The sequence below is a fragment of the Microbulbifer maximicatervae (SeqCode) genome (assembly GCF_052467505.1).
Genome location: NZ_CP174313.1, coordinates 547,693 through 568,804, shown reverse-complemented (window position 1 = coordinate 568,804; position 21,112 = coordinate 547,693). Strand labels below are relative to the sequence as shown.

General features: G+C 47.1%; 20 protein-coding genes. 13 read left to right on the top strand and 7 right to left on the bottom strand.

All coding sequences use genetic code 11. From position 1 onward, the window contains the following. The first annotated feature begins 20 nt into the window (after positions 1–20). The 10 genes from ACJJIN_RS02570 to ACJJIN_RS02525 all read left to right on the top strand — a co-directional run bounded on the left by ACJJIN_RS02570 (position 21) and on the right by ACJJIN_RS02525 (position 13,461). Positions 21–1,253, top strand: coding sequence for a class I SAM-dependent methyltransferase (locus tag ACJJIN_RS02570; RefSeq protein WP_444896746.1), 1,233 nt, complete (start codon positions 21–23; stop codon positions 1,251–1,253). Beyond that, entirely contained in the window at positions 1,253–2,563 is a 1,311-nt protein-coding gene (locus tag ACJJIN_RS02565) for a MotA/TolQ/ExbB proton channel family protein (RefSeq protein ID WP_444896745.1), read from the top strand. The genes ACJJIN_RS02570 and ACJJIN_RS02565 overlap by 1 nt, the downstream gene beginning before the upstream one ends. After that, on the top strand, positions 2,556–3,257 hold the full coding sequence (locus ACJJIN_RS02560; protein WP_413665220.1) for an OmpA/MotB family protein: 702 nt from the start codon (positions 2,556–2,558) through the stop codon (positions 3,255–3,257). Before ACJJIN_RS02565 ends, ACJJIN_RS02560 begins: the two co-directional genes overlap by 8 nt. After that, a complete protein-coding gene (locus ACJJIN_RS02555; RefSeq protein ID WP_444896744.1) occupies positions 3,254–4,327 on the top strand; it encodes a hypothetical protein in 1,074 nt (357 codons plus the stop codon). The genes ACJJIN_RS02560 and ACJJIN_RS02555 overlap by 4 nt, the downstream gene beginning before the upstream one ends. An 814-nt stretch (positions 4,328–5,141) precedes the next feature. Further along, positions 5,142–5,867 carry a hypothetical protein gene (locus ACJJIN_RS02550; protein WP_413665218.1) on the top strand — a complete coding sequence of 242 codons (726 nt, stop codon included), beginning with the start codon at positions 5,142–5,144 and terminating at the stop codon, positions 5,865–5,867. A 572-nt stretch (positions 5,868–6,439) separates the two neighbouring features. Next, on the top strand, positions 6,440–7,591 hold the full coding sequence (locus ACJJIN_RS02545; RefSeq protein WP_444896743.1) for a serine hydrolase domain-containing protein: 1,152 nt from the start codon (positions 6,440–6,442) through the stop codon (positions 7,589–7,591). 1,178 nt (positions 7,592–8,769) lie between these two features. Further along, complete coding sequence (locus ACJJIN_RS02540; protein WP_444896742.1) at positions 8,770–9,369, top strand: glutathione S-transferase N-terminal domain-containing protein; 600 nt, start codon at positions 8,770–8,772, stop codon at positions 9,367–9,369. A gap of 201 nt (positions 9,370–9,570) precedes the next feature. Then, positions 9,571–10,977 carry a hypothetical protein gene (locus tag ACJJIN_RS02535; RefSeq protein ID WP_444896741.1) on the top strand — a complete coding sequence of 469 codons (1,407 nt, stop codon included), beginning with the start codon at positions 9,571–9,573 and terminating at the stop codon, positions 10,975–10,977. A gap of 205 nt (positions 10,978–11,182) precedes the next feature. Then, entirely contained in the window at positions 11,183–12,067 is an 885-nt protein-coding gene (locus ACJJIN_RS02530) for an alpha/beta fold hydrolase (RefSeq protein ID WP_444896740.1), read from the top strand. Positions 12,068–12,405: 338 nt separating this feature from the next. Then, positions 12,406–13,461, top strand: a complete 1,056-nt coding sequence (locus ACJJIN_RS02525) for an alpha/beta hydrolase (RefSeq protein WP_444896739.1) — start codon at positions 12,406–12,408, stop codon at positions 13,459–13,461. 139 nt (positions 13,462–13,600) lie between these two features. On the opposite strand, the gene ACJJIN_RS02520 is transcribed toward ACJJIN_RS02525, so the two are convergent. Genes ACJJIN_RS02520 through ACJJIN_RS02505 form a run of 4 tightly spaced genes read right to left on the bottom strand, consistent with a single transcriptional unit; the run spans position 13,601 to position 15,678 of the window. Next, positions 13,601–13,975 carry a hypothetical protein gene (locus ACJJIN_RS02520; RefSeq protein ID WP_282933382.1) on the bottom strand — a complete coding sequence of 125 codons (375 nt, stop codon included), beginning with the start codon at positions 13,973–13,975 and terminating at the stop codon, positions 13,601–13,603. After that, positions 13,968–14,522, bottom strand: coding sequence for an RNA polymerase sigma factor (locus tag ACJJIN_RS02515; RefSeq protein ID WP_413665211.1), 555 nt, complete (start codon positions 14,520–14,522; stop codon positions 13,968–13,970). Before ACJJIN_RS02515 ends, ACJJIN_RS02520 begins: the two co-directional genes overlap by 8 nt. Positions 14,523–14,533: 11 nt before the next feature. Further along, positions 14,534–15,328 (bottom strand): DUF6249 domain-containing protein, encoded by a 795-nt coding sequence (locus tag ACJJIN_RS02510; RefSeq protein ID WP_413665210.1) that lies wholly within the window; start codon positions 15,326–15,328, stop codon positions 14,534–14,536. A gap of 59 nt (positions 15,329–15,387) precedes the next feature. Beyond that, entirely contained in the window at positions 15,388–15,678 is a 291-nt protein-coding gene (locus ACJJIN_RS02505) for a hypothetical protein (protein WP_413665209.1), read from the bottom strand. A 170-nt stretch (positions 15,679–15,848) separates the two neighbouring features. Here ACJJIN_RS02505 and ACJJIN_RS02500 point away from each other — a divergent pair, with 170 nt between their 5' ends. The 3 genes from ACJJIN_RS02500 (at position 15,849) to ACJJIN_RS02490 (ending at position 17,675) form a co-directional block, all read left to right on the top strand. Beyond that, positions 15,849–16,457, top strand: coding sequence for a DUF924 family protein (locus ACJJIN_RS02500; RefSeq protein WP_444896738.1), 609 nt, complete (start codon positions 15,849–15,851; stop codon positions 16,455–16,457). Beyond that, a complete protein-coding gene (locus ACJJIN_RS02495; protein ID WP_282933387.1) occupies positions 16,457–17,074 on the top strand; it encodes a LysE family translocator in 618 nt (205 codons plus the stop codon). Before ACJJIN_RS02500 ends, ACJJIN_RS02495 begins: the two co-directional genes overlap by 1 nt. Before the next feature lie 301 nt (positions 17,075–17,375). Continuing rightward, positions 17,376–17,675 (top strand): YebG family protein, encoded by a 300-nt coding sequence (locus ACJJIN_RS02490; protein WP_108732704.1) that lies wholly within the window; start codon positions 17,376–17,378, stop codon positions 17,673–17,675. An 84-nt stretch (positions 17,676–17,759) separates the two neighbouring features. Here the strand turns inward: ACJJIN_RS02490 and ACJJIN_RS02485 are convergent, their stop codons facing one another. The 3 genes from ACJJIN_RS02485 to ACJJIN_RS02475 form a co-directional block, all read right to left on the bottom strand. Continuing rightward, the gene (locus ACJJIN_RS02485; RefSeq protein ID WP_108732703.1) at positions 17,760–18,155 is read right to left on the bottom strand and encodes an MAPEG family protein; all 396 of its coding nucleotides are present in this window, start codon (positions 18,153–18,155) and stop codon (positions 17,760–17,762) included. A gap of 145 nt (positions 18,156–18,300) precedes the next feature. Then, the gene (locus tag ACJJIN_RS02480) at positions 18,301–19,602 is read right to left on the bottom strand and encodes an amidohydrolase family protein (protein WP_444896737.1); all 1,302 of its coding nucleotides are present in this window, start codon (positions 19,600–19,602) and stop codon (positions 18,301–18,303) included. Next, positions 19,599–21,011: an amidohydrolase gene (locus ACJJIN_RS02475; RefSeq protein ID WP_444896736.1), complete on the bottom strand. Its 1,413-nt coding sequence runs from the start codon at positions 21,009–21,011 to the stop codon at positions 19,599–19,601. The genes ACJJIN_RS02480 and ACJJIN_RS02475 overlap by 4 nt, the downstream gene beginning before the upstream one ends. Between the last annotated feature and the right edge of the window lie 101 nt (positions 21,012–21,112).

The following is a 21,112-nucleotide window of genomic DNA, read 5'->3' as shown; positions in this document are numbered from 1 at the left end:
TTAGTTTTGGTGTGGGAAATATGTTGCAGCATCATTCATTTGGTATTGCTGCTTTGGTGGATGAAGTCATTCAACCAGGTAGTAAAGTTTTAGATTTGGGATGCCTTTCGTTTGGCACCACACAGCCTTTATTGGAGCGCTCCTGCCAGACATTTATCGAAGATTTACGCAGTCTGCTACTGGATACTTCTGCCCTCGATAAAGAAGTCAGGGCCGTTAAGCTTTCTGAATATCTCACCAAAAAGCCCCAACGAATCAAGCTTGATGTGGTGCTCTGCTGGGATCTATTCAACTTTATGGAGCCTGAGCTTATTACCAAGCTCATTGAGGAAATCCGCCCCCACTTAAAGCCGCGTACCATTTTCCATACAATGCTGTACACCGGCACTATGCCCAAGGGGCCCGCAGATTTTAAGCGCCTTTCTGGCTTTACCTTCAATACAGAACCACTCCACCTGGAAGAACCACTGCCCACTTATAGGTACTCATCCCTGAATTTAATGAAGACTATGGGCAACTTCTCCCTGCGTTCCTCCCTGCTACAAAGAGAGGGGATGCGTAAAGACCTTATCGAATTAATGTTTGAGTATGGAAATGTAAAATCGCCAACTTCAGTGATGGCCAGTGGATCATCAGCAGCGGTATCCGCGTTCCAGAAAAACCGCCTTACTAATATTTCGCTAATCGCTCTGGACACCGCCCTGACTCACGTCAAGCGCTCACCGGTCAGCAAAGTTCTGGATATTGGGCAAAAGGCTGGGAGAAATATGGAACACCTCCAAAGGGAGGTGGGCGAACTGTTTATTTCTGATTTTTACTCATCGCTCGCTTGGCAAACCAGCAGAAAAGTGCCATTTGAAGAAGCCGTTCAGGCCGCGTTGCGACAGGCAACCCTACCAAAGGATCTCAATTGCATCCTCCTCTGGGATCTTCTCAACTTCTTTTCCACCGAGCAAATACAATCGATCACTAAGGCCCTGTATCAATATCTCAGTGAAGGAGGCGTGATGCACTTTTTGCTATTCAAGCAAAACAGGCTTCCCGTCAACTGTGGTGTATTTGAAATTCAAAAGTCGGGCCAGGTTGGAACCTATGTTCACGCTTCGGGTAACAAGCAGCCCCAGCTCCGCACTATCACCGATGTAGTGAAATCTCTACCAGAGATGAAAGTACTCAGCCAGGGAACCGGGCGAATACCCAACGGACCTTTTTATCACGAAATAACAATGCAAAAAGTTGTAAAGGATAAATAATGACCCAGTTTTTCTATCACTGGTTAACCAAGTTGTCTGCGGAACAGGTTACCGACACCTTTCTTATGGTCATGCTTGCCATTGGTGCTATAGCCATAATCCTCTACCCTTTAGGCAAGTTTCCCCGCTTTGTAAAGGAAACGCCGTCACTACTGACTGCCCTCGGTATTTTAGGTACTTTTATCGGTATCATTATCGGTATCTATGGATTTGATCTAAACGATATTGACACCTCAATTTCAGAACTGATGCAAGGTCTGGAAACCGCCTTTATGACCAGTATCTTGGGACTCTTCCTGTCCCTGATATTGCGAACTATTTTTCAAATATTCACTAAAGAACAAGCCCCTAAAGCGACAGCAGATGACATATTGCAGGCTATTAATGGTCAGCGCGAAGATCTGGCAAAATTCCAGCGACAGATTAGTGATGAAGTCCTACAGTCACTCACTGCGGTTGTAGAAAAGTTTAATAGCGGCCTGAATGCCCAGATGGGTGAGAACCTACAGCAGTTTACCCAGCAATTGGAGGCCGTATCCCCTGCCCTGCAAGCCCTAATAGATCAGCATCAGCAACACGCAGAACTCGCAACTATTTACCGCGACCAAACTGCAACTCTTCTCAATGAAATTAATGGTGCTCAAGAAAACCTTCTGCTGTTACACCAGCGTATTACTGAGCTGCCAGAAATTTTCAACGTGATTCCCACCCTGGTAGAGCAGCAGCGCAATCACGCAGAGCAGATATCAATCATGCTGAATGAGCAACAAGCTTCTATTGAAGTTCTACAGCAATCGATCCCCGATATTGCGGCCAAGTTTGAAGCGCTCACCCGAGGAATTGACCAAGCTCAACAGCAACTGGGGGCCCAGGTTTCCAACCTGATCTCCCTGAGTAGGACCCAGGCGGAAGTATTCGACCAAAGAACCAGTAGGGTCGTAGCCCTGGCCGATGTGGTTACCAGTATGGACCCCAACCACTTCTCTAAAGCAATTCACGAGCAGGCTACCAGTCACCGGGAATCCATGGCCGAGCTAGCTCAGCTGATCGCCAAAACTCACAACCAGATGATTACCGAATTGTCACAAGTGATTACTCGCGATCTTAGTAATGCCGATGTCAGCATCAAGCGTCAATATGAACTTCTGGATGAACGTTTGCGCGATGAAGTAGAGAGTGTTATGGCAGCGATGGGCGATGCTCTTGGCACGTTAAGCGGTGAATTCTCCAGAGACTTCCGTCAGCTCATCCAGCAAATGAAGAGAATCGATGCGCAAGCTCAGAGAGTCACTGGAGAGGCACATGTTTGAAAGCACGCAAGCCAGTAGTGAGTCCAGCGATAGTCAATGGATTAGCCTATCGGACATGATGGCTGGCCTGATGATGGTATTTCTCTGTATTGCCGTCTTTGTAATGCGCTCCCTTATCGACGAACGCGCCAAGATCCGCGAACTCGCAGAGTCGTACCGGGACACCCAGTTGGCCATCTATCAAACTCTGCAACAGGAATTTGCCCACGACTTAACTCGTTGGGGAGCGTCTCTGGATAAGCAAACCCTGGCCATCTCCTTTAATAACAGTGATGCCTTATTTAAAACCGGTGATTTTACCCTGAGCGACAATGCCCGCGAGATTATGTCCTCCTTTGTACCTCGCTACATCGAAGCGCTCACGCCCTATATGGATTCCATTGCCGCAATCCAAATCGAAGGGCACACAAGTTCTGAATGGGGAGATCAATCCGCACCGGAAGCTGGTTATTTCCACAACCTACGACTTTCCCAACAGCGCTCCCGAGCCGTAATGCAATATGCCCATTCATTACTGCCTTCGCAGCAAGCCGTCCTGGTACGGGCCAAGGTAGCAGCTGTCGGTTACTCCTCAGCTCGCCCAGTCTTGGATAAAAATGGGGTAGAAGATCCAGATCGTTCTCGCCGGGTAGCATTCAGGGTAGTTAGAGACTCTGAGAGCCATATCCTGCAAATCCTTGAGGAAGCTCTGTGAACCTCACAAAATTTCAACCCATTCAAAACCGTCAGGCTATCACAGCATTCCCAAGCGCCACACGAGCACTATCAGTACCTTATGTCATTAACGATGGTGATTCATTCTCAGCCGGCAAACGTCCGTTAGCACAGCGCTTGTCTGAAATGCCTGATCGAAACAGCTTAACCAAAGCCATCCGTACTGGAATGCAACTCGATTCAAGTGATCTGGACAGCGTACCTGTGGCTTGGCGCTACCGGGGTATACCGGTTTTTTTATTTGGCCTGGAACAAAACCCGGACTCTTTTGGTCAAGTTCATATTTACCCCAAGTGCCCAATAGTGAATAGCTATAAGGGTCCGGTTTGGATAAGCAGTGACTATAGCGAAGCGCGAAAGGCATTTCCCCAGGATCAACTAAAGCCATGCCCTCACTGCTTACGTCACCTTTACAGCCACAATATTCCCGATGTTGTACACAAAGACCGTTTCGGCAATGTAACCAATATCGACTGGCTGACCTATACCCGATACTTTGCCAGCAATATTTTTAAAAGACACTCTCTCATCTGGAAAAATGGCGAACGCCCCCAAAAAGTTAGTTCTGTATTCACCCCTGAAAACCCGAAATATAACTGCTCTATCTGCCAATGCGATATCAAAGCCGGTGGATGGGCACTCAACCAAGAGCTTGCAGAAAGTAGCGGTCTCCCCAAAGAGATTTGCCTACTCTGTGCAGAGAGAAGGGCCCGTGCCGTCATACTCGCACCACCCCAAGCCTCACTAAGAGCCGCTACATTGCGCTACGAATCCCTGGCAAAGCAACTGGGTAGTGATCCTCAGGCCTCATGGATGATCGCAGAACAGGTAGTCCCAGCATCCTGGCTACCATTAATACAGAGACTCAAATCCCTAATGGGGCCACCCAAAGTCTTCCAAGTAATCGCGCCCAGGGTATTGGCCGTACTATGCTGGCCAAACCTCGGCCGCGCCATCCTTGCCGATGGCACCAAAGAGGCAAAGATACCAGCCAGTTACTCAGTTTGGAGAAAGGCTCAGATTGAGCGGGAATTAGGACTTAGCAACTAGATATATTAATGTGCTGCCTCCGGGCAGCTTATTTTTGTTACTTATCGGCCAAACTGGCAACTCTATTTCATCTTGTAGCTCTCTACATCACTAGATCAACCCAGATTAAAATCTATTCTCTTCTACCCCACCGAGAATTAGCACCTCCTCAATTTATAGATCCAACAAAGCCATTTCAAGAACCTCAAGACTTTTGACCAAAAATGTGGTTACAAATAAGTCACAAAAAAAATTAAACTTTTTAGCTCGGAGTGCCGTAAGGGGATGCAGTATTAGATAATGTGATCACACTACCCCTTCATTCTTTACACATGTAGAAGATTTTCTACTGTAGATTACTTTTTTTCACAAAAGCTATCCCTATAGATAATAACCAATAGAAAACCAGAAAAAATACAATTAGCCCAAAATATCTATCACAGGAGAACCGACTTAAAAGACCAAAAAATCTATCCTAGAAATCATACTCGATACGACCATCTCCAAGATTGCCAATATTAATAAAAACTACACTACAGGACATTAAAAGGGAACCTACCTCACAAAGGACACAAACCCCTGGGCAATAAACACCCCCGAAAGAAATAACTCACAAACTAAGACAAAATTTGGAAAGGTGTTGCATTTATTTCTTGAACCTAACTTTCATGAAGAGTAACTTGATTAGCAATACATGCATTACAAAAACTGAAATATGATAACTCCTGCTTTTGCAGTTGTGTCCAAGCCAAATAAAAAGGTTCTACTCGACGAGAAATACACCGAGCACATTCGACGCTAAACCAGTCGTTCTATAGCAAGATGGAGATATAAAATGCCAGTAAACAATATAACCCTGCAAGACGCAAAGGCTCGTGTTCGCGCCACATTGCAAGCCGGAGGGCTAGTGATTGTCCAAGAGCCGCACAATGATGTACCTCACGGTTTCTCCTTTGCAGCTGAAGCTATAGCTGATAATAGCGATCAGCCTCACTCATTGTTCGTCGAAGCACCGCATGAAATAAAAGCTGCAGGAACTCTCTCCGCTTACCCCAATAGGATAAAAGACTATTTCGCGGGTGGCGTAACTGATACTGAAACATCAGCGCTATTAATCAATATAGCTTCTCGGAAAAGTTGGGATATAGCCTGTGTGGATTCATGGAGAGGAAATGGAGAGTGGAAATCTTCAGAAAAACGTCAAAAGGGAATAGCAAGAAGAATTATTCACCACTTTAATATAGGCGGGCGTCCAGGCGGAATAATCCCTATAGGTTCTGCGCATGTCACAGGGTTAAGAATGGGAAGAAACATGATTGGAGGCCGACGTGTTGCTCGTACTATAAGCACTCTTTCAAACCAAATCCCCGATGATCAAGCCATTAACTATCAGGGTTACTGGGGATTGGGAAGGTATATTGCCGGACGGAACTTACAAATGTATAAATTCACAGCTACCGGAGATTATTCCCATATCAGTGCACCGAATGTTTCTCGAGACCTGCACATTCAGTTTGTTCCTCGCGACAGAATCTTTCGAGCTCGAAATCTTGCCATCTAGAACCCCCAAAAGCTCTTGCTTTTGTAATGCTTAACAAGCATCTGATCCCAGATGATAAACTCAGCCATGATCCAAATTTTCATTTTCCGTCAGCAATCACCACCTACCCGAATTGCTGACGGGCTTCTCTCACAATGACGCCATTTCTAATAGATAATAAACATAGCCTTCCTAGGTCGCATATACTAAAGAATCAAATTCCAAAAGAAAGATTATTGAGAAAATGCTGTTAGCATATATTCCAATCAACGCCCTAAAGAAAGGAAAGATCATTACTAAGGGATATCAAAGTTGACTTGAAATTGAACAAAGGATGTTCAGATCAATACGATGATCTGATGGCTGTTATAATCTATAATTCTTCGAGCAGAAAGATCTCACAAAACACCTTTCTCTAGTACTTACCTGAAAATAATTACGAATAATACAAATAATATTTAAAACAACCATTTGGTAATAATGTACCAAAGCCCTCCATTACATCGAAGCCTCAGAGTATACCAATCGACATAAAATATCTGTATAAACACAGATCCAGCACTTGCTTTAAATATTCATTCGGGCTTATTAAAATGTATATAGGATTTAATAAAACTCTACCGAGGATTCTCCTGGCAGTCACACTTCTAACGTCACCCTTTATCGCACATGCCGACGATTCGTTACAAGAGTTTCTCGAACAAATACTTACTAATGCCCGAGATAGCAACAACCTTCCAGCAGTCGGTGTACTAGTTCAAATCGATGGCGAAATCGCTGCCATGGCGGTAGACGGAGTTCGCGCACAGGGCCATAATGAAATAGTAACTATTAATGATCGCTGGCACATAGGTTCTAACACCAAAGCGATTACGGCGACAATGGTAGCGCGCTTAGTCGAGCAGGGTATATTACAATTTGAGGATACACTAGCTGACTCATTTCCCTCTTTTGCAAAAGATATAGACCCCGCTTACCGTAATATTACGATCACACAATTGCTCAGTCACACTGCCGGCCTACCCCCTTTATCCAGCTGGTATGAGCTTCCTACATTAATGAAAGTAATCGAGCCGGAACACAGTATTCGAGCGCAACGCATGGCAGTCGCACGCCATTACCTCACTGTACCTCCCAGCTCCGAGGCTGGCTCAGCTGAATATTCCAATCTCGGCTTTATCATTGCTGGGGCTATCGCCGAAGCTCGAACAGACAAGACCTGGGAAGATCTCATCAAGGAGCAGATCTTTGCTCCACTTGGTATCAAGAATGCAGGTTTTTCAGCTCCCGGCTCTTCGGCCACATTAGATCAACCTCGTGGCCACAAAAAATCCTGGCTGGGCAAGCTCATCCCGCTAGACCCTGCCGACAAAAATAGTGATAACCCACAAGTAATGGGTCCCGCAGGAACTATCAATATATCACTCCAGGATTGGACTCTTTTTGTAGAAGATCAGCTCAATGGCGTACATGGTCGCGGTAAATTGCTAAAGACTGAAACCTATCGCAAGTTACATTCACCGGTGACAGGCAATTACGCTCTCGGGTGGGGCGCAGTGTACGACTCTGAGTTATCACTTCTTGCACATACTGGCAGTAATGGATATTGGTTTACTGACGTGCGTATCATGCCCAAGCATGACATAATCTTTCTAATTGCGATAAATGCGGGGCACAAGACTGCGGAAAAGTCGATGAAAGATATCCGCAAGCACCTTACAAAACGTTTGAAACCATTTGAGTGATTCACTGGAGCAAGCGGGCTTGATTGTTCAGGTCCGCAGCAGTTTCTCACTATCCCCTCCTATAGACGCCCACATTTTGTGGAAAATAGCAGCCGCATTAAAGAAAATCGCCCACCTTTAAATATGTTAAAATAAACATTTATGAAAATTAATTTTAAAAAACCACACCTCAGACCCTTAAACAGAATAAGCCAGAATAATTATCAACCCATACGGACACATAGTAAGACCCTATTAGCAACTAGTGGGCCAGCTAAAATTTAGCAAATACCGAAATTCGATTCAAAAAGTATTTAACACCAAAATATAGAGATACCTCCTTGTAAGCAACGGTGTGATTGGCCATTATTGAACTACGGCTGAGCAATAAGGCACAAGTAAGTAGTGGTCTGTGAACTGACTCTCCATATTCTGACTAGAATAGTAAAACCATCGAAACCAGACAGAAATACTAACAATACTGACGAAAACAGCTATTAAAAAGTTCCACCCTAGGCAATCAATGTTGTGCCTGGTATAACCTACAAAAATAGATAATACTCATGAAAAAGCTGATTTTCTTTTTACTATTTTCTAGCTGTGCAAATGGAACATCTATAGAGCCTGCAACACTGGAACAGCTTCTAGAAAGCACCGATCACGTTCTACATGTTCTGGTTCAAAAGGTAGATTGATCCCCTCAAGTGGAGAAATCACCTTTAATCCAGATGGGAGAACCAGCCCTTTATCAGGGAATAAGATTAGGCTCCATGTTAAATTGATGCCAAATGGTGTAATTAAAAGCAACCTTGATCATGTCCCCCCGGAATTTTACGTAGAACTTTGGGAAATGTGGCACTATCAACTCGGCAATATCCAAGGGTTATCATTAGGCGAAGAATTTATTTTTCTACTGAGAGGCCCAGACTTAAACAAGGTATACCCCCGGTATTTTATGAGAAAAACAGATGAAAAATCTAACATTATTGAACTACTGAAAAATCTACCTGACTAATTAATGCTACCTCTAAATTCACCCTTAAGTTTTCAGTCAGCATGAAAGTCTCAGTATAATGCTTAAACACTAAATACTGTATATCTCTATTCTAAATATCGGGAAGGGAGGCAACATATAGCTTCTCGGATACTCTTGAATACCCTGCCACTTTCTCCAGCAACACCAAAAAGGAGTACATGTTTTGAAATTAATCACAGGCACTGATTCCACCTGGTCCTTAAGAGTCTGGATATGCGCCCAAATCGCAGGCCTTGACCTTGAGATCAAAGCCATAGACCTTTCCAGCCCTAACTATAAAAGCGAAGTACTTAAATATTCCCAAGCTGGACTTGTACCTGTATTGTTGCTTGAAGATACTTACATTCATGATTCACTGGCAATCGCTGAGTATTTTAATGAGCTCTCCAAAGGCATCTTGTACCCTTCATCAAATACTGAGCGAGCACAATCAAGAAGCCTATGTGCTGAACTTCACTCCGGTTTTATCGCCTTAAGAAGCAACTGCCCTTTCACTTTAGATAAAAGCAACTCCTCTCCGGATATGAACCCTGGAATTCAGGCTGAGTTAAAAAGGATTGAAGATATTTTCTCGAAAGCAAAACTGCCCTTCATGTTCGGTTCTGCTGGGGCTGTAGACGCATTTTACGCAATACTCGCTTATAGACTATATGTTTATAATATCTCATTAAGCGAGAAAGCTGCCAAATACCAGCAAAGTCTTTTGGAATGGCCAATCTTGCAGCAAGCAATTAACCTGGCTGCAGAGTGGAGAAACTCATAATTAAAGCTGTCACCAAATGTTGCTTTGGAACTTTCTTATCAACTCATCGATTACAAGGTTGGCTGTAGCCAGCCTTGTAGTTACAACAGCATCAACACGGCAAAAATTTGTAAGCTATTTACCTAATTTGCCATAATCACTAATAAGGCAATCAATCTTAAAGGGCCTCGGATAAGATACATGCCTATATCCAGCCTACACTTGAGTACTGAGCAAGCAAGAAGCGCCACATCTCAAACTACTTGGCTAGCCATTATCAGCCTCTTCTTAGGCGCGGCCTGTATCCAGTTGGTTATCATGCGCTTTTTTAATGGGCAAATGGCGCCCGATGTCTTCGTAAGTTCGCTACATCAGCTTGTACAAATTAAGGGCACACCTGCACTTGTCAAATCACTGGCCAGCTACCTTATCCCCTACTCAGTTTTTGTGACCTATACGCTCCATCTAGCACTATTGCTTGCTGGGACCCTCTTGATATTGCGTGTTTTTATTGTTTTGGGCGCAACACTCATGTTTTTCGGCTTTATCTTGCTGTGGGGGTTGACTTACATGGGAGAAAACAGCTGGTACTTCGAGTTTTTGTCACCTGCGTTATATGCCTTAATCTTGGCAGTTAGCATTTACAAGCTCCATAAAGACTCTCAATACAATTTTCGTTCTCGGTTTTTAGGCGCGGTGATAGCACCGAGAGTAAGCCTATTAACCTGGGGTTGTGCGATTGTTGTAGCATCTGCTCTCTTATTTGGAGTCTTTACTATGTCACGCAATGGTGGCGATTACGTATTCACTGTAAGCGCCCTATCCAGCATTACCATTGCCATTTTATCAATAGCTTCAAAGTATTTAGACAAGTATCGAAATACTCCCCCCAAACAGGATTCAACTCCGATATTAGGGCGCTGGATTGATCTTTTTACCTTCACCATCGGGGTAATGTTAGTCTTTCAGGTTTTTGAGGATGGGCTATTAAATTGGTTTAATGTAGAAGGGTACCGAGGTCTCATTAACTCCTATGTCGAATACGGGAATACACCGTATTGGTATCGGGGAGCCTTGGCCTGGGTAGCGGATCACGCCGAGATCTTTATGCCAACCCAGAGAGTATTCGAGACCTTTGCTGCAATCTGTATGGTAATTTTAGTCTTTCGATTTCCAGTTGTACTGCTGGCGACCGGTCTCTTTGCCATTCTCTCTTTTACGGAATTTGGAGTTACGAATGCTTGGCCTCCCGCTCCAGGCAAGCCTCCCGCCTGGGTATTTGAACTACTGCTTACAACATTGGTTAGCTTTACCTGCGGTCTCTATTACTTACTAGATGCTATTGCGCACAAATCCTGGAAGCATTGGATATTGGGTCCCAAAATATTTGACTCAATATCAGATTTCAATAAGTGTTTTTTATTTATTTTCTTACTTATTATCGAAGTAGTTATATTTTCCTCCGCTCCCATACAAGAGGAGACCAAATTCATTTCACTACACTTCTCAGTACTGTCACTTATTCCTTTATTATTCATTATGATCATTCTGGATAAATACCGCACAATCACACCCAATATAGATTTTTATACCAACCCAAATGAGAAAAATCATAACCAACTACCGTAAGCTCCCACCTACTTTAGCTTTAAGTAATCAACCCTATAAAACGGACGTTTGTGCAATTTATATAGCCGGCAATATTACAGCAACAACTAATAGGATTAATTCCACGGTACAATATGGGCATAAGCGAATATTGGTAGCCGAAGCTCCTTCGCCTACGAACTTCCTCTGATTACGTTATAGAAATTTTATTGAGTTAATTTGCATCATGAAGACTCTTCATCTGGTAATTTTATTAAGCATCCTGTCTATTTTTTCTACTTATGTGGCAGCAGAGAGAATCAAGATCGACAACTCTCTCACTATCCACTACGAACAAGCGGGTAATGGCGATACGACAATCATCTTTATTCCCGGCTGGATGATGTCTACAAAGGTTTTCGAGCATCAACTTGCCCATTTCAAGGGCTCCACCCAGTATCGCGCGCTAGCTTATGATCCCCGCGGCCAGGGCATGTCATCCAAGCCTGTTGAGGGCCATACTTATCAGCAACACGCTCGAGACTTAGCTGCACTGATTGACAAGCTGGGGCTTGATAGCGTGATTCTCGCGGGTTGGTCCTATGGAGTGACCGAGCAACTGGCCTATCTCAACCAGTTCGGCACTGACAAGATAAAAGCCATGATTATGATCGACACTGGCCCGGAGATTTCTGGGGCCAGCCGGGACGAGTGGGTCTGGTATCTGAATGATGATTCAGACGGATACTCGCGCTCATTCACTGAGGGGATTATTGAGGATCGCGAAAATGTGATTGCAGAGTTCGTCAAATGGATGCTTGAAAATCCCACTGCAGAAAATATTGCCTGGGTGTCTAATATCGCCAATCAAACCTCTAGCAGCGTCGCCGCAATTACCAACGCTACTGGTTTTTATCTCGACTACAGCAAAGACCTTATCGGCCTTGAAGGGAAGATTCCCATGCTATATGTGGTACGAAATGAAGCTAAGGAAGTGGCTAACAAATGGATCAAAGCTAATACCCCTTCCGCCACTACCGCTTATATGGGAAAGCATATGATGTTTTGGGAGAGGCCCGATGAATTCAATGCAGTGGTCGATCAATTTCTGAAGAATATAGAAACTAAGTAGCATTTACTATTTTGTTAAACTTAGGGCAGACTGACTTCAGCCTGCCCTAAGCTTTAAGTCTGCAGGCCCTACTTCATCGACTTACCCTCGCTCAACAAGGCATATCTCCTAGTCAAGGCACCTGACATCTAAAGGGTCAATAAATAGATTTAAGTCATATAACAATAAATTGTTAACTTCTTCCGGCACAAATATCGGCGCACGTCGACACGAGTACCCTCTACTGAAAATACCTGACAAGTAGGCAAAAGCAGCTTTCTTCAGCCAGTTTTAGCTGGTTAATTTAACCCGAACTTTAGTGTTACACCCTAAAATAATACCAACAAGGAGAGTGGAAAATGAGAGTTCTATTTTTAGCCTTGATAAGTGTTTGTTCGCTGATAGCAAATGCTTCAGATTTTATTCTCGCACAAAAGACGGAAATCAAATCAGATTTCCTTGGTGAAAACCGAACCATCTTGGTGAAACTTCCCGAACAATATAAGGATAATGACAAAGAATATCCTGTGCTCTACGTATTACATGCTCAGTGGGACATGCTTTCTACTTTGTCTACTATCGATTTACTTGAAGGCCAAGTGCCCAATTTTATCGTGATTGGTGTAGAGGGAATGGGTAAGGAGTTGCGCCCGGATCAAGGTAAATCGACAGTATTTTCTCAGTTCCTAGCGAACGAAGTTGTGCCCTATGTCAATAAAAACTATCGAACTGCAGATTTTAGTATTTTGTCTGGGCACTCCAACTCTGGCCGCTTCGTACTGGACTACTGGCTAAACGACAAAGCACCATTTTCACAGTACTTTGCTTTTAGCCCGTCATTAGAGGATAAATATATAACCGGGCGAGTTTCCAATTTAGCACCTAAACAACTCAAAGAGCTTTCCCCGCTGACCGTGACCATCGCTAACGAGGGGAATCATATGCAAGTCCCATTTGACGAATTGAGCCAAACTCTCGCAAATGTACCAGGCGCAACCTTTACCTTCCAAAAATTCCCAGAGCAATCCCACAGAACGACTAAACATCACTCTATGCAATTTGCCCTTCAACACACCTTTACAGGGTGGGAACCTACTTACGAACTTAAAGTAAGTGGGTTTGATGGACTGACAAATCACTACCGTAATTTATCAGATAAATTTGGCTTCAAAGTAGTTATTCCCACCAATACCCTGCAACGCTTGATGGCCCACCATGCCATTTCCGACTCTGAAAACGCAGCTAGCGAATTAAAACTCCATATCGCATATACCATCAAAGAAGTTTCGAGCGGGATCGCTGCCACAGTTGAGACAGCAGAATACCTGCTGAACAATGGCTATGAAGAGGCGGGGAAAACCATACTGAAAGAGATGTGCAACCAGGCTGAAGAGCACGCTCGCTGCAAAGGCTGACAAAATCTACTCGAAGGCCAGACACACTCTTAATATGAAGCGAGCCCACTAAAACTTTAAGGAAAGCTTGCAAAGTAAAAAAGGAAGCTGCCCGCCCTATCATGATTTAGGCGCGGGCTTCCATAAAGGCAGGCTCTCGTTAGCGGCGTGCGGCGAAAATGCCACCGGTCATTACCGCTAAAGAAGATAAAAGTCCAACACCTACCAAGCTATACAAGCTAATGGATTGCTTGGCCATCTCGGCAACTACCTCACTGAAAGGGAACTGCCAGGCAATGATCCCTAAGGCAGCTGCTACCGCGATGTACTGAGAATAACTGGAACGACGCTTTGAGCGTTTAGGCTGCGCAGGGAGCGCGGCCATCACGCGGTCACAAAAACCATCGTTATCCAAATGGGGCTCATTGAACTGGAGCTGTTCACTTAGCCAGGCGTCAAACTCCCGGTCGTTGCCCTCTAAAGCCATTTCACTCAAGGCGTTACCTTTCGTGTTGCGCTGTTCAAAGTTAACCATTTACCACCTCCTCACGCCAGGGCTGTAGCAAGCTACGCAGCTTGGCCCGAGCACGGTTGACATGGGATTTTACCGTACCAAGCGGCAATTTCATAATACTTGCCGCCTCCTCGTGAGAAAAGCCCCTGTGCATACACAGATGGATTGCTTGCCGTTGCGGGCCACTCAGGGTATCCATCGCGGCAGTGAGGTCCCTAGCCATCCCTAACTGCCGAGATTCTTCAATAGTCTCATCGGCCTGAGCCCTATCCACTGCCTCTTGATCCACATCGGGCATATTCTTACGCTTGTGGCTCATGACGAGATTATAGGCGATACGGTACAGCCAGGTGCTGAAGCGGGCATCCCCCCTGAACGCCGGCAACGCCTTATAGGCCTTAATAAAGGCCTCCTGCGCCATATCGTCTGCCAGACCCTGGTCACCATCACACAGCTGTCGGAGCGAGTATCGCAGCTGAGATTGATAGCGACGAACCAGCTGGGCGTATGCCCGCTGGTCCCCGTCTTTGACGGCCCGCCTGATTAATTCCTCGTCATTGAGGTCCATACCCGCCTTTCCTACACCTGCTTGTTATCAAGCTTCCAGTTCACATAGCGAGCCACACCGATAAACAGAGGGATCAAGCCAAGACTGCCTACTCCAATACCTGCAAGAGCTGAGAGGGAGATGAATACTGCAGCGCCTATTGCAATCAGAGTGATACCGCGATCACTGGAGCTATTTGGCTCTCTCTCATCTAAAAGATCAATTAGCTCCGGGGGCACATCCCGACCATCAGCAACCATCTGGTTGATATTGCTCATAACCAGTTGTTTCTTGCGATAGCTGCTGCGCGTTACCAACCAGACAATAAATACCGGCATACCAAATATACAGAGCAGTGCTACAACTGGGATTACCGATGAGTCGTCACTTCCTGAATGGTGTGAATCATGGTGATCCCAGTGCCTACCACGGTAATCACGACTCTCCGATAACCTGATTCTGACATTGTCCGGTACGCTATTCAGGGTATCTTCAGTTACCTTGCCGTCTACATCCAGAATGCCCTTGCTTTTCAGCCGTTCAATAATTTCCTGGCTTAGGGGGCCGCCAAAGTCCTGCCCCAAGTCAACCCGAACTTCACTTTTCTCACCATTCTCGCCTTCGGATTTGATCGTGAGAACACCATCTTCACGCAATATACGGACGCGGGTTTCAGATTCGGAGGCTTCCACACCTGGCGGCGGCGGGGGCTCTGGGACAAATGAGTCCTCCTCCTGGGCCCAGCTGCCCATGCTTATGCTGGATGCCGCAATGGCCACCCAACAGCAGATGACTGCCTGGAATGATTGTTTATTTCTCGCTCTCATTACTTACTCTCTAATCATTTTCGTTATCAGTGGTGTAAACCGTCGTTGGGGGGGGTGACCTACATCACCATCATTCGAGCCTTGGAGTAGGGGTAAGCCATTCCTCCTCGGGGCTCTTTTTCCTCAGCAATACGCACTGGAGGTAGCCGGTTAACTTCCTCACTCTTATCAGTGCACTCACCAAGCTTTTTAAGTATTTGCTGATCAATTTTCTGGGTGAGCTCTCGGTGAATCCCATCCTGGGAAAGCGTCAGCTCGGAGGCATTAACCTGACCCACTTGCAGAGCCGCAACTACCAGAGATAGCGCGACGCAAAATTGTACCTTTTTAGTTGATCTCGCAGTAAACATTGTGATCTCCCGATTTTCCCTTGTACGCCACTATGACGATTCAGGGAGCCCAGTTGGATGCAGGTGTATAATTTTTTTTACGCCAACACTTGGAACCACCTTCTAATGGTCATCACTGGGCTGGAACGATCGGATAAACTCGGAACACAACACGGAATGAGAACTTCGATATGACAACCCCTGATGATGTCCTGGTTTTTTGGTTTGGCGGCACTGATATTCGTGGTAACTCTATTGCTGCAGAGAAGCAGAGTTTATGGTTTGCCGCTACTCCGGAAGTAGACGCCGACATCAAGGCAAGATTTGGAGCTATTGCCGAGTCAGCGCTGCGTGGAGAGCTGGACCGTTGGCGGCAAACTTTGGAAGGCGAACTCGCCTTGCTACTGGTTTGTGACCAATTATCCAGAAACATTTACCGGGGCACCCGCCAGGCATTCGCTGCAGACTCCCGGGCTCTGGCAATAGCGATGTCACTGATTCAGCGCGGAGAGGCCCCGAATCTTGGGCTCTACCAGCAGATATTCCTGGGCATGCCGCTAGAGCACAGCGAAGACCTCGTGACCCAGCAGCGCTCGGTAGACTACTTTCGGCAGTTGCAGCAAACCTTCGCAGAAGACAAAATTGCCTCGCCCTATCTCGACACTCATTATCGATACGCCCTTGCCCATCAAGAGGTCATTGAGCGATTTGGGCGCTTCCCTCACCGCAATGCGGCTTTGGGTCGCACTTCCACTCAAGCAGAAAAAGAATGGCTGGCTCAAGGGGGCGGCTTTAAATAATGGATTTACTCAGTTGGTTATCTCTCGCGGGGATCTGTGCCCTCGGCGCTATGTCTCCGGGACCGAGTCTTCTTATCGTCTTACGCAGCGCCTCCTCAGGCCTACAGCAAGGCCTGGCCAGTGCTATTGCTCACGGAGCCGGGGTCGCTATATACGCAATTCTTACCGCATTTGGCCTGGCGGTGCTGATTACTAGCTCTCCTCTTCTATTTAACATTCTGCAATGGGCCGGTGCAGCAATGCTGGTCTACCTGGGCTGGAAAGCCCTCAGTGCACCCGCACCGGGTACCAGTACTGCAACCGTACAACCTCCACACCAGAGCCTGAAGCGCTCTATCGCTCAAGGTTTTGGTGTTGCCTTCTTCAACCCCAAGATCGCCGTATTTTTCACCGCCCTATTCAGCCAGTTTGTGTCAGAACAGCAAGCCCTGAGCACCAAGCTGGGCATGGCGGCGCTGGTTTCAGGAGTGGATGCAATTTGGTACTGCATCGTTGCCCTGGCGGTTCACGCCAGCCGTAAACGCCAGCTGGTGAGCAAGCATATTGGCCATCGCATCCAACAGGTTTTCGGGATCTTACTGATAGGACTGGCTGCCCGGCTGATCCTTAGCATCTAAAGCCACAGGCCTGCAGAAACCTTCACTACCTTAGTTTCACCACACCCAAATAAAAAACAGGCCCGCAAGCGGGCCTGTTAAATGATGTGAAGACAGCCAGTCGCCCCGGGGGGAATGCGTCTGGCTGTATGCACATTATGACAGTGTTCACGCTTAATGGCGGACCAATCATCGCACCTGCTGGTCTTTTGACCGCACAGAGCCCTTTCTTCACCCCATCGTTGACACTGAATATTTATACAGTTAGGGTAGCGGCATACAAACTAAGTGGACAGTCTAATAGACGATTGGGAGGCACACGATGGCCGTAGTAGCTGTTTGGAAATGCGATAGAGACGGAGCAATGTTCGACAACAAAAAAGACGCTGAAGAACACGATAAGATGCTGGAGCTCGCAGCTAATATCACGTCGCTGATTGAGCGCCACATCGACAGCATTGATGAGCAAGTGGGCGAAGAGATCGGCCTGCTGTTGGCCAAACGCCGCGATGCCCTGGCTAAAGCCTGTAAAGGGAAGCCTGAAGTACTACTCGAAGAAGACGAAAACATGGTGCAGGAGAGCGAAGATGATCGCGTAACTCCGCTCGCCGCCAATCAGTAAACGCTTATAGATTCATCCCTGTACTCTGCCCGGTTCTACCGGGCTTTTTTGCGTGAGGCTCATACTGAGCCTCACCAATAAACTTCAAAGATTAATTACGGCATTAACAATGTTAATGACCGCTAACACAACGATAACGACCCAGCTGATTAAAGTTCCCCAGAAGCGCCCAAAGTGCAGCCCGCCTTTGCCCTTGGTCAGTCCATAGGCATGAAATACCCGTGAGATAAAAAAGAGCGCCCCGAAGAGGTGTAACCACAGTGCAGGCAAACCGCCCAACTCTGCAGCCAGCAACAGAAGCAACGCTATCGGAGTGTACTCAATCGCATTAGCGTGAACTCGCACCCTAATCTCATTGAAACGATCATCTCCGGTTCCAATTCCCACTTTCTTTGTGCGACGAAACTCGACTACCCTGAATGCCAAGTAAATAATCAGAAGCGCACAGAGGCCGGTGTAGAGTGCTGTGATATTCGCCATGTTTTTTCCTTGTTCTTATCAATCTGGCCAGGGAATATATCCCCGAAAGCAAGTATTCCGCCACACAAATCCTGTACAAGCCAATGGACCTTTCAGATCAATAGGCGGAAAAAGAAAAGCGGGCTAGAAGCCCGCTCTTTGCATACTAGTGCTTGTAACCAAATTCATGGCCCTTTGCGGGCTTGAGGTGTCGATCTCTGAGGCGCGTTGAGCGATTCACCAGGGATTGATTCTCACCCTCAATCAGGATCTGCTCAGCGTAGCTGGTAACTTCCAGGGGATCACCGCTCCAGATCACAATATCCGCAACCGCGCCCTTCTCCAACGTACCGCCCTCAAGGTTAAAAATCTCAGCAACATTGCTACTGATTGCCTTTAGCGCTTCCTCATAAGGCATACCATGGGCTACAGCGTTGCCCGCCGATTGGCGCGAGAGGTAAACGTTGTGGCTAGCCACCATATCTGGGCCACTGATAGCTACCGTCACCCCAGCCTTGGCCAGAAGTGCAGCATTATCCAGGCGTGCGCCCAAACTTGAGAATGATGCTGGAATGTTGTTGATTGCATCGATCACAACAGGCACTTGTGCTTGCGCCAGTTTATCGGCAACCATCCAGCCCTCAGCTGCACCGATTATAATGAGCTTCACCTTGAAGGCTTCACCCAGTTCTAATACCGCGAGGATATCACTGGCCCGGTTGGCAGTTACCATCAAAGGCTCCTTGCCATCGATCACAGGCTGCAGAGCTTGCAGATCTGCCAGATCGTAATCCAGCTCTCGCCACTCTCCACGGTGAATCGCTGCGCGATTATCACGATACTCCTGAGCTTCACGCAGAGCACTCTCCACCTTGGCATAAGCATTGGCACGGCTGCCACCGGCCAGCTCGCCACCGGACTCTCCCAGATAAGCTTTTTGCGCAACATTCTTTGCTTCGACGCTATCAAATTCACCATTCAACTTGATGGCAAAACTGCGCCCTGCAAATATCCGCTGAGCATCGATAGCACCGCTGTCCCAAGTGCTGATTCCCGGTGAAACAACGGCACTGGTGACTCCACCCGCCCGGTTGAATGGGATTAGGGTGGACTTAGGGTTGTAAGCAGGTACCGGATTGAAGGCACTACCGATACTGTCACCGGTCACCTGGTGATCATTGGTGGCGCTGGCCGCACTGATCTCGACCAACCCCAGTTCAGAAATGGGCGCTATCACACCGGGCGTCACCACCTTGTTGCGCGCATCAATTACCTGATCTGCAGTCACCTCCAGAGAGGGGGCCACCTGTTGGACCTTGCCATCCACAACCAGAATATCTGCGGACTCCAGGCTGCCCTGCCCCGCCAGGGTGTGTACCTTGCCACCCTTGATCAGGATGGTCTCTGCCTGGCCAGTGGCTGACATCAACCCCAGGGCCAGCGCACAATAAACAGCTACTTTTCTCACAGTCGCTCTCCCTCTGCATCGAGAATACCCAACTCGAAATCGGTGCGTGGCTGACGTTTCTTGTCCGCGCGATCGAACATCAATTCCCCATCGATGAAAACTTGATCTACATGGGTGTAAACACTGAAGGGGCTGCCGGACCAAACAACGATATCCGCCATCTTGCCGCTCTCAAGGCTGCCAGTTTGATCGGCAATACCCAGAGCCTTGGCGGGGTTCAAGGTCATCCAAACCACCGCATCCTTGGGCTGAATATCGAAGCCCGCACGCTGACCTGCAGTCATTGCCTTCGCGGTCTCCTCGTGCAAATGCTGTACGCCAACACCGGAGTCCGAATGAATCATTGCGCAGGCTTTGGCTTGATCCACAATGGCGATATTGGCCTCGGTCATATCGTAGGCCTCATGCTTAAAGCCCCACCAATCAGCCCACATTGCCGCACAAACATTGTTTTCAGCCAGCAGGTCAGCAACCTTGTAAGCTTCCACTGCGTGGTGGAAAGTGGAAATTTTGAAATCAAACTCCTTGGCAACGTCCATCATCACCGCCATTTCCTCACCGCGGTAGCAATGGTTGTGAACGAGAATATCGCCATTGAGTACGCCCGCCAGAGTTTCCATCTGCAGGTCGCGCTTGGGCTCATCCCCTCCGTTCTCAACGTAATCCTCCCACTCCTGCTTGTAGGCACTCGCCTTAATCCAAGCATCTCGATAACCGGCGACGTTACCCATTCGAGTTGAGGGAGAGCTACCTTTACCACCGTAAACCCGCTTGGGGTTTTCACCACAGGCCATTTTCAAGCCGTAGGGAGCGCCGGGGAATTTCATATCCTGAACACTGCGGCCGGGTACATTTTTCAGGGTGACACTGCGGCCGCCAAACAAGTTGGCCGAACCCGGCAGGATTTGCAGGGTTGTTACACCTCCGGCAAGAGCCAAGGGAAACTGGGGGTCTTGGGTCCAGACAGAGTGCTCCAACCAAACCTGGGCAGTGTTTGGCGAGGTCATCTCATTGCCATCCTGGGCAGATTCAATCCCCGGAGCTGGATAATCACCCAGATGAGAATGCACATCGATAATGCCAGGAGTGACCCACTTACCTTTGCCATCGACAATCAAGGCACCTTCAGGGGCCAGTAACCCCTTACCGATCTCCTTGATCTTGCCATTTTCAAACAACAGGTCCGCATTTTCTTGCTGCTCCCCTGTACCGGTTAGCAGGGTAGCTCCCTGAATCAACACAGGGCGGGACTGGGTTACAGAATAAGTGGAAGGGAAGGCGTCCACACGAGCGAAGTCGAGAGATCTCGGCTCACTGTCAACACGCTTCTCACCGCATGCGGACAGCAGTAGCGAGGCACTTAACAGAGCCGCGATACTGCGCCCGAGAAATCGGGGTTGCAGCTGCATAGTCATTCATCCAATCGTTTTGAATATGGCGGTGAATGCTACCAGTTTGTGCTGACAGCGCCACTATCCAAATTGTCACAAACGACTGTTTAGAGATAAGC

Excerpts from the sequence above, each read along its gene's own strand:
- ACJJIN_RS02485 (WP_108732703.1), bottom strand. The coding sequence starts at position 18,155 with ATGGCGAATATCACAGCACTCTACACCGGCCTCTGTGCGCTTCTGATT.
- ACJJIN_RS02510 (WP_413665210.1), bottom strand. The coding sequence starts at position 15,328 with ATGAGAGCGAGAAATAAACAATCATTCCAGGCAGTCATCTGCTGTTGG.
- ACJJIN_RS02505 (WP_413665209.1), bottom strand. The coding sequence starts at position 15,678 with ATGTTTACTGCGAGATCAACTAAAAAGGTACAATTTTGCGTCGCGCTA.
- ACJJIN_RS02560 (WP_413665220.1), top strand. The coding sequence starts at position 2,556 with ATGTTTGAAAGCACGCAAGCCAGTAGTGAGTCCAGCGATAGTCAATGG.
- ACJJIN_RS02500 (WP_444896738.1), top strand. The coding sequence starts at position 15,849 with ATGACAACCCCTGATGATGTCCTGGTTTTTTGGTTTGGCGGCACTGAT.
- ACJJIN_RS02530 (WP_444896740.1), top strand. The coding sequence starts at position 11,183 with ATGAAGACTCTTCATCTGGTAATTTTATTAAGCATCCTGTCTATTTTT.
- ACJJIN_RS02525 (WP_444896739.1), top strand. The coding sequence starts at position 12,406 with ATGAGAGTTCTATTTTTAGCCTTGATAAGTGTTTGTTCGCTGATAGCA.
- ACJJIN_RS02550 (WP_413665218.1), top strand. The coding sequence starts at position 5,142 with ATGCCAGTAAACAATATAACCCTGCAAGACGCAAAGGCTCGTGTTCGC.
- ACJJIN_RS02515 (WP_413665211.1), bottom strand. The coding sequence starts at position 14,522 with ATGGACCTCAATGACGAGGAATTAATCAGGCGGGCCGTCAAAGACGGG.
- ACJJIN_RS02475 (WP_444896736.1), bottom strand. The coding sequence starts at position 21,011 with ATGCAGCTGCAACCCCGATTTCTCGGGCGCAGTATCGCGGCTCTGTTA.
- ACJJIN_RS02520 (WP_282933382.1), bottom strand. The coding sequence starts at position 13,975 with ATGGTTAACTTTGAACAGCGCAACACGAAAGGTAACGCCTTGAGTGAA.
- ACJJIN_RS02490 (WP_108732704.1), top strand. The coding sequence starts at position 17,376 with ATGGCCGTAGTAGCTGTTTGGAAATGCGATAGAGACGGAGCAATGTTC.
- ACJJIN_RS02565 (WP_444896745.1), top strand. The coding sequence starts at position 1,253 with ATGACCCAGTTTTTCTATCACTGGTTAACCAAGTTGTCTGCGGAACAG.
- ACJJIN_RS02545 (WP_444896743.1), top strand. The coding sequence starts at position 6,440 with ATGTATATAGGATTTAATAAAACTCTACCGAGGATTCTCCTGGCAGTC.
- ACJJIN_RS02570 (WP_444896746.1), top strand. The coding sequence starts at position 21 with ATGTTGCAGCATCATTCATTTGGTATTGCTGCTTTGGTGGATGAAGTC.
- ACJJIN_RS02495 (WP_282933387.1), top strand. The coding sequence starts at position 16,457 with ATGGATTTACTCAGTTGGTTATCTCTCGCGGGGATCTGTGCCCTCGGC.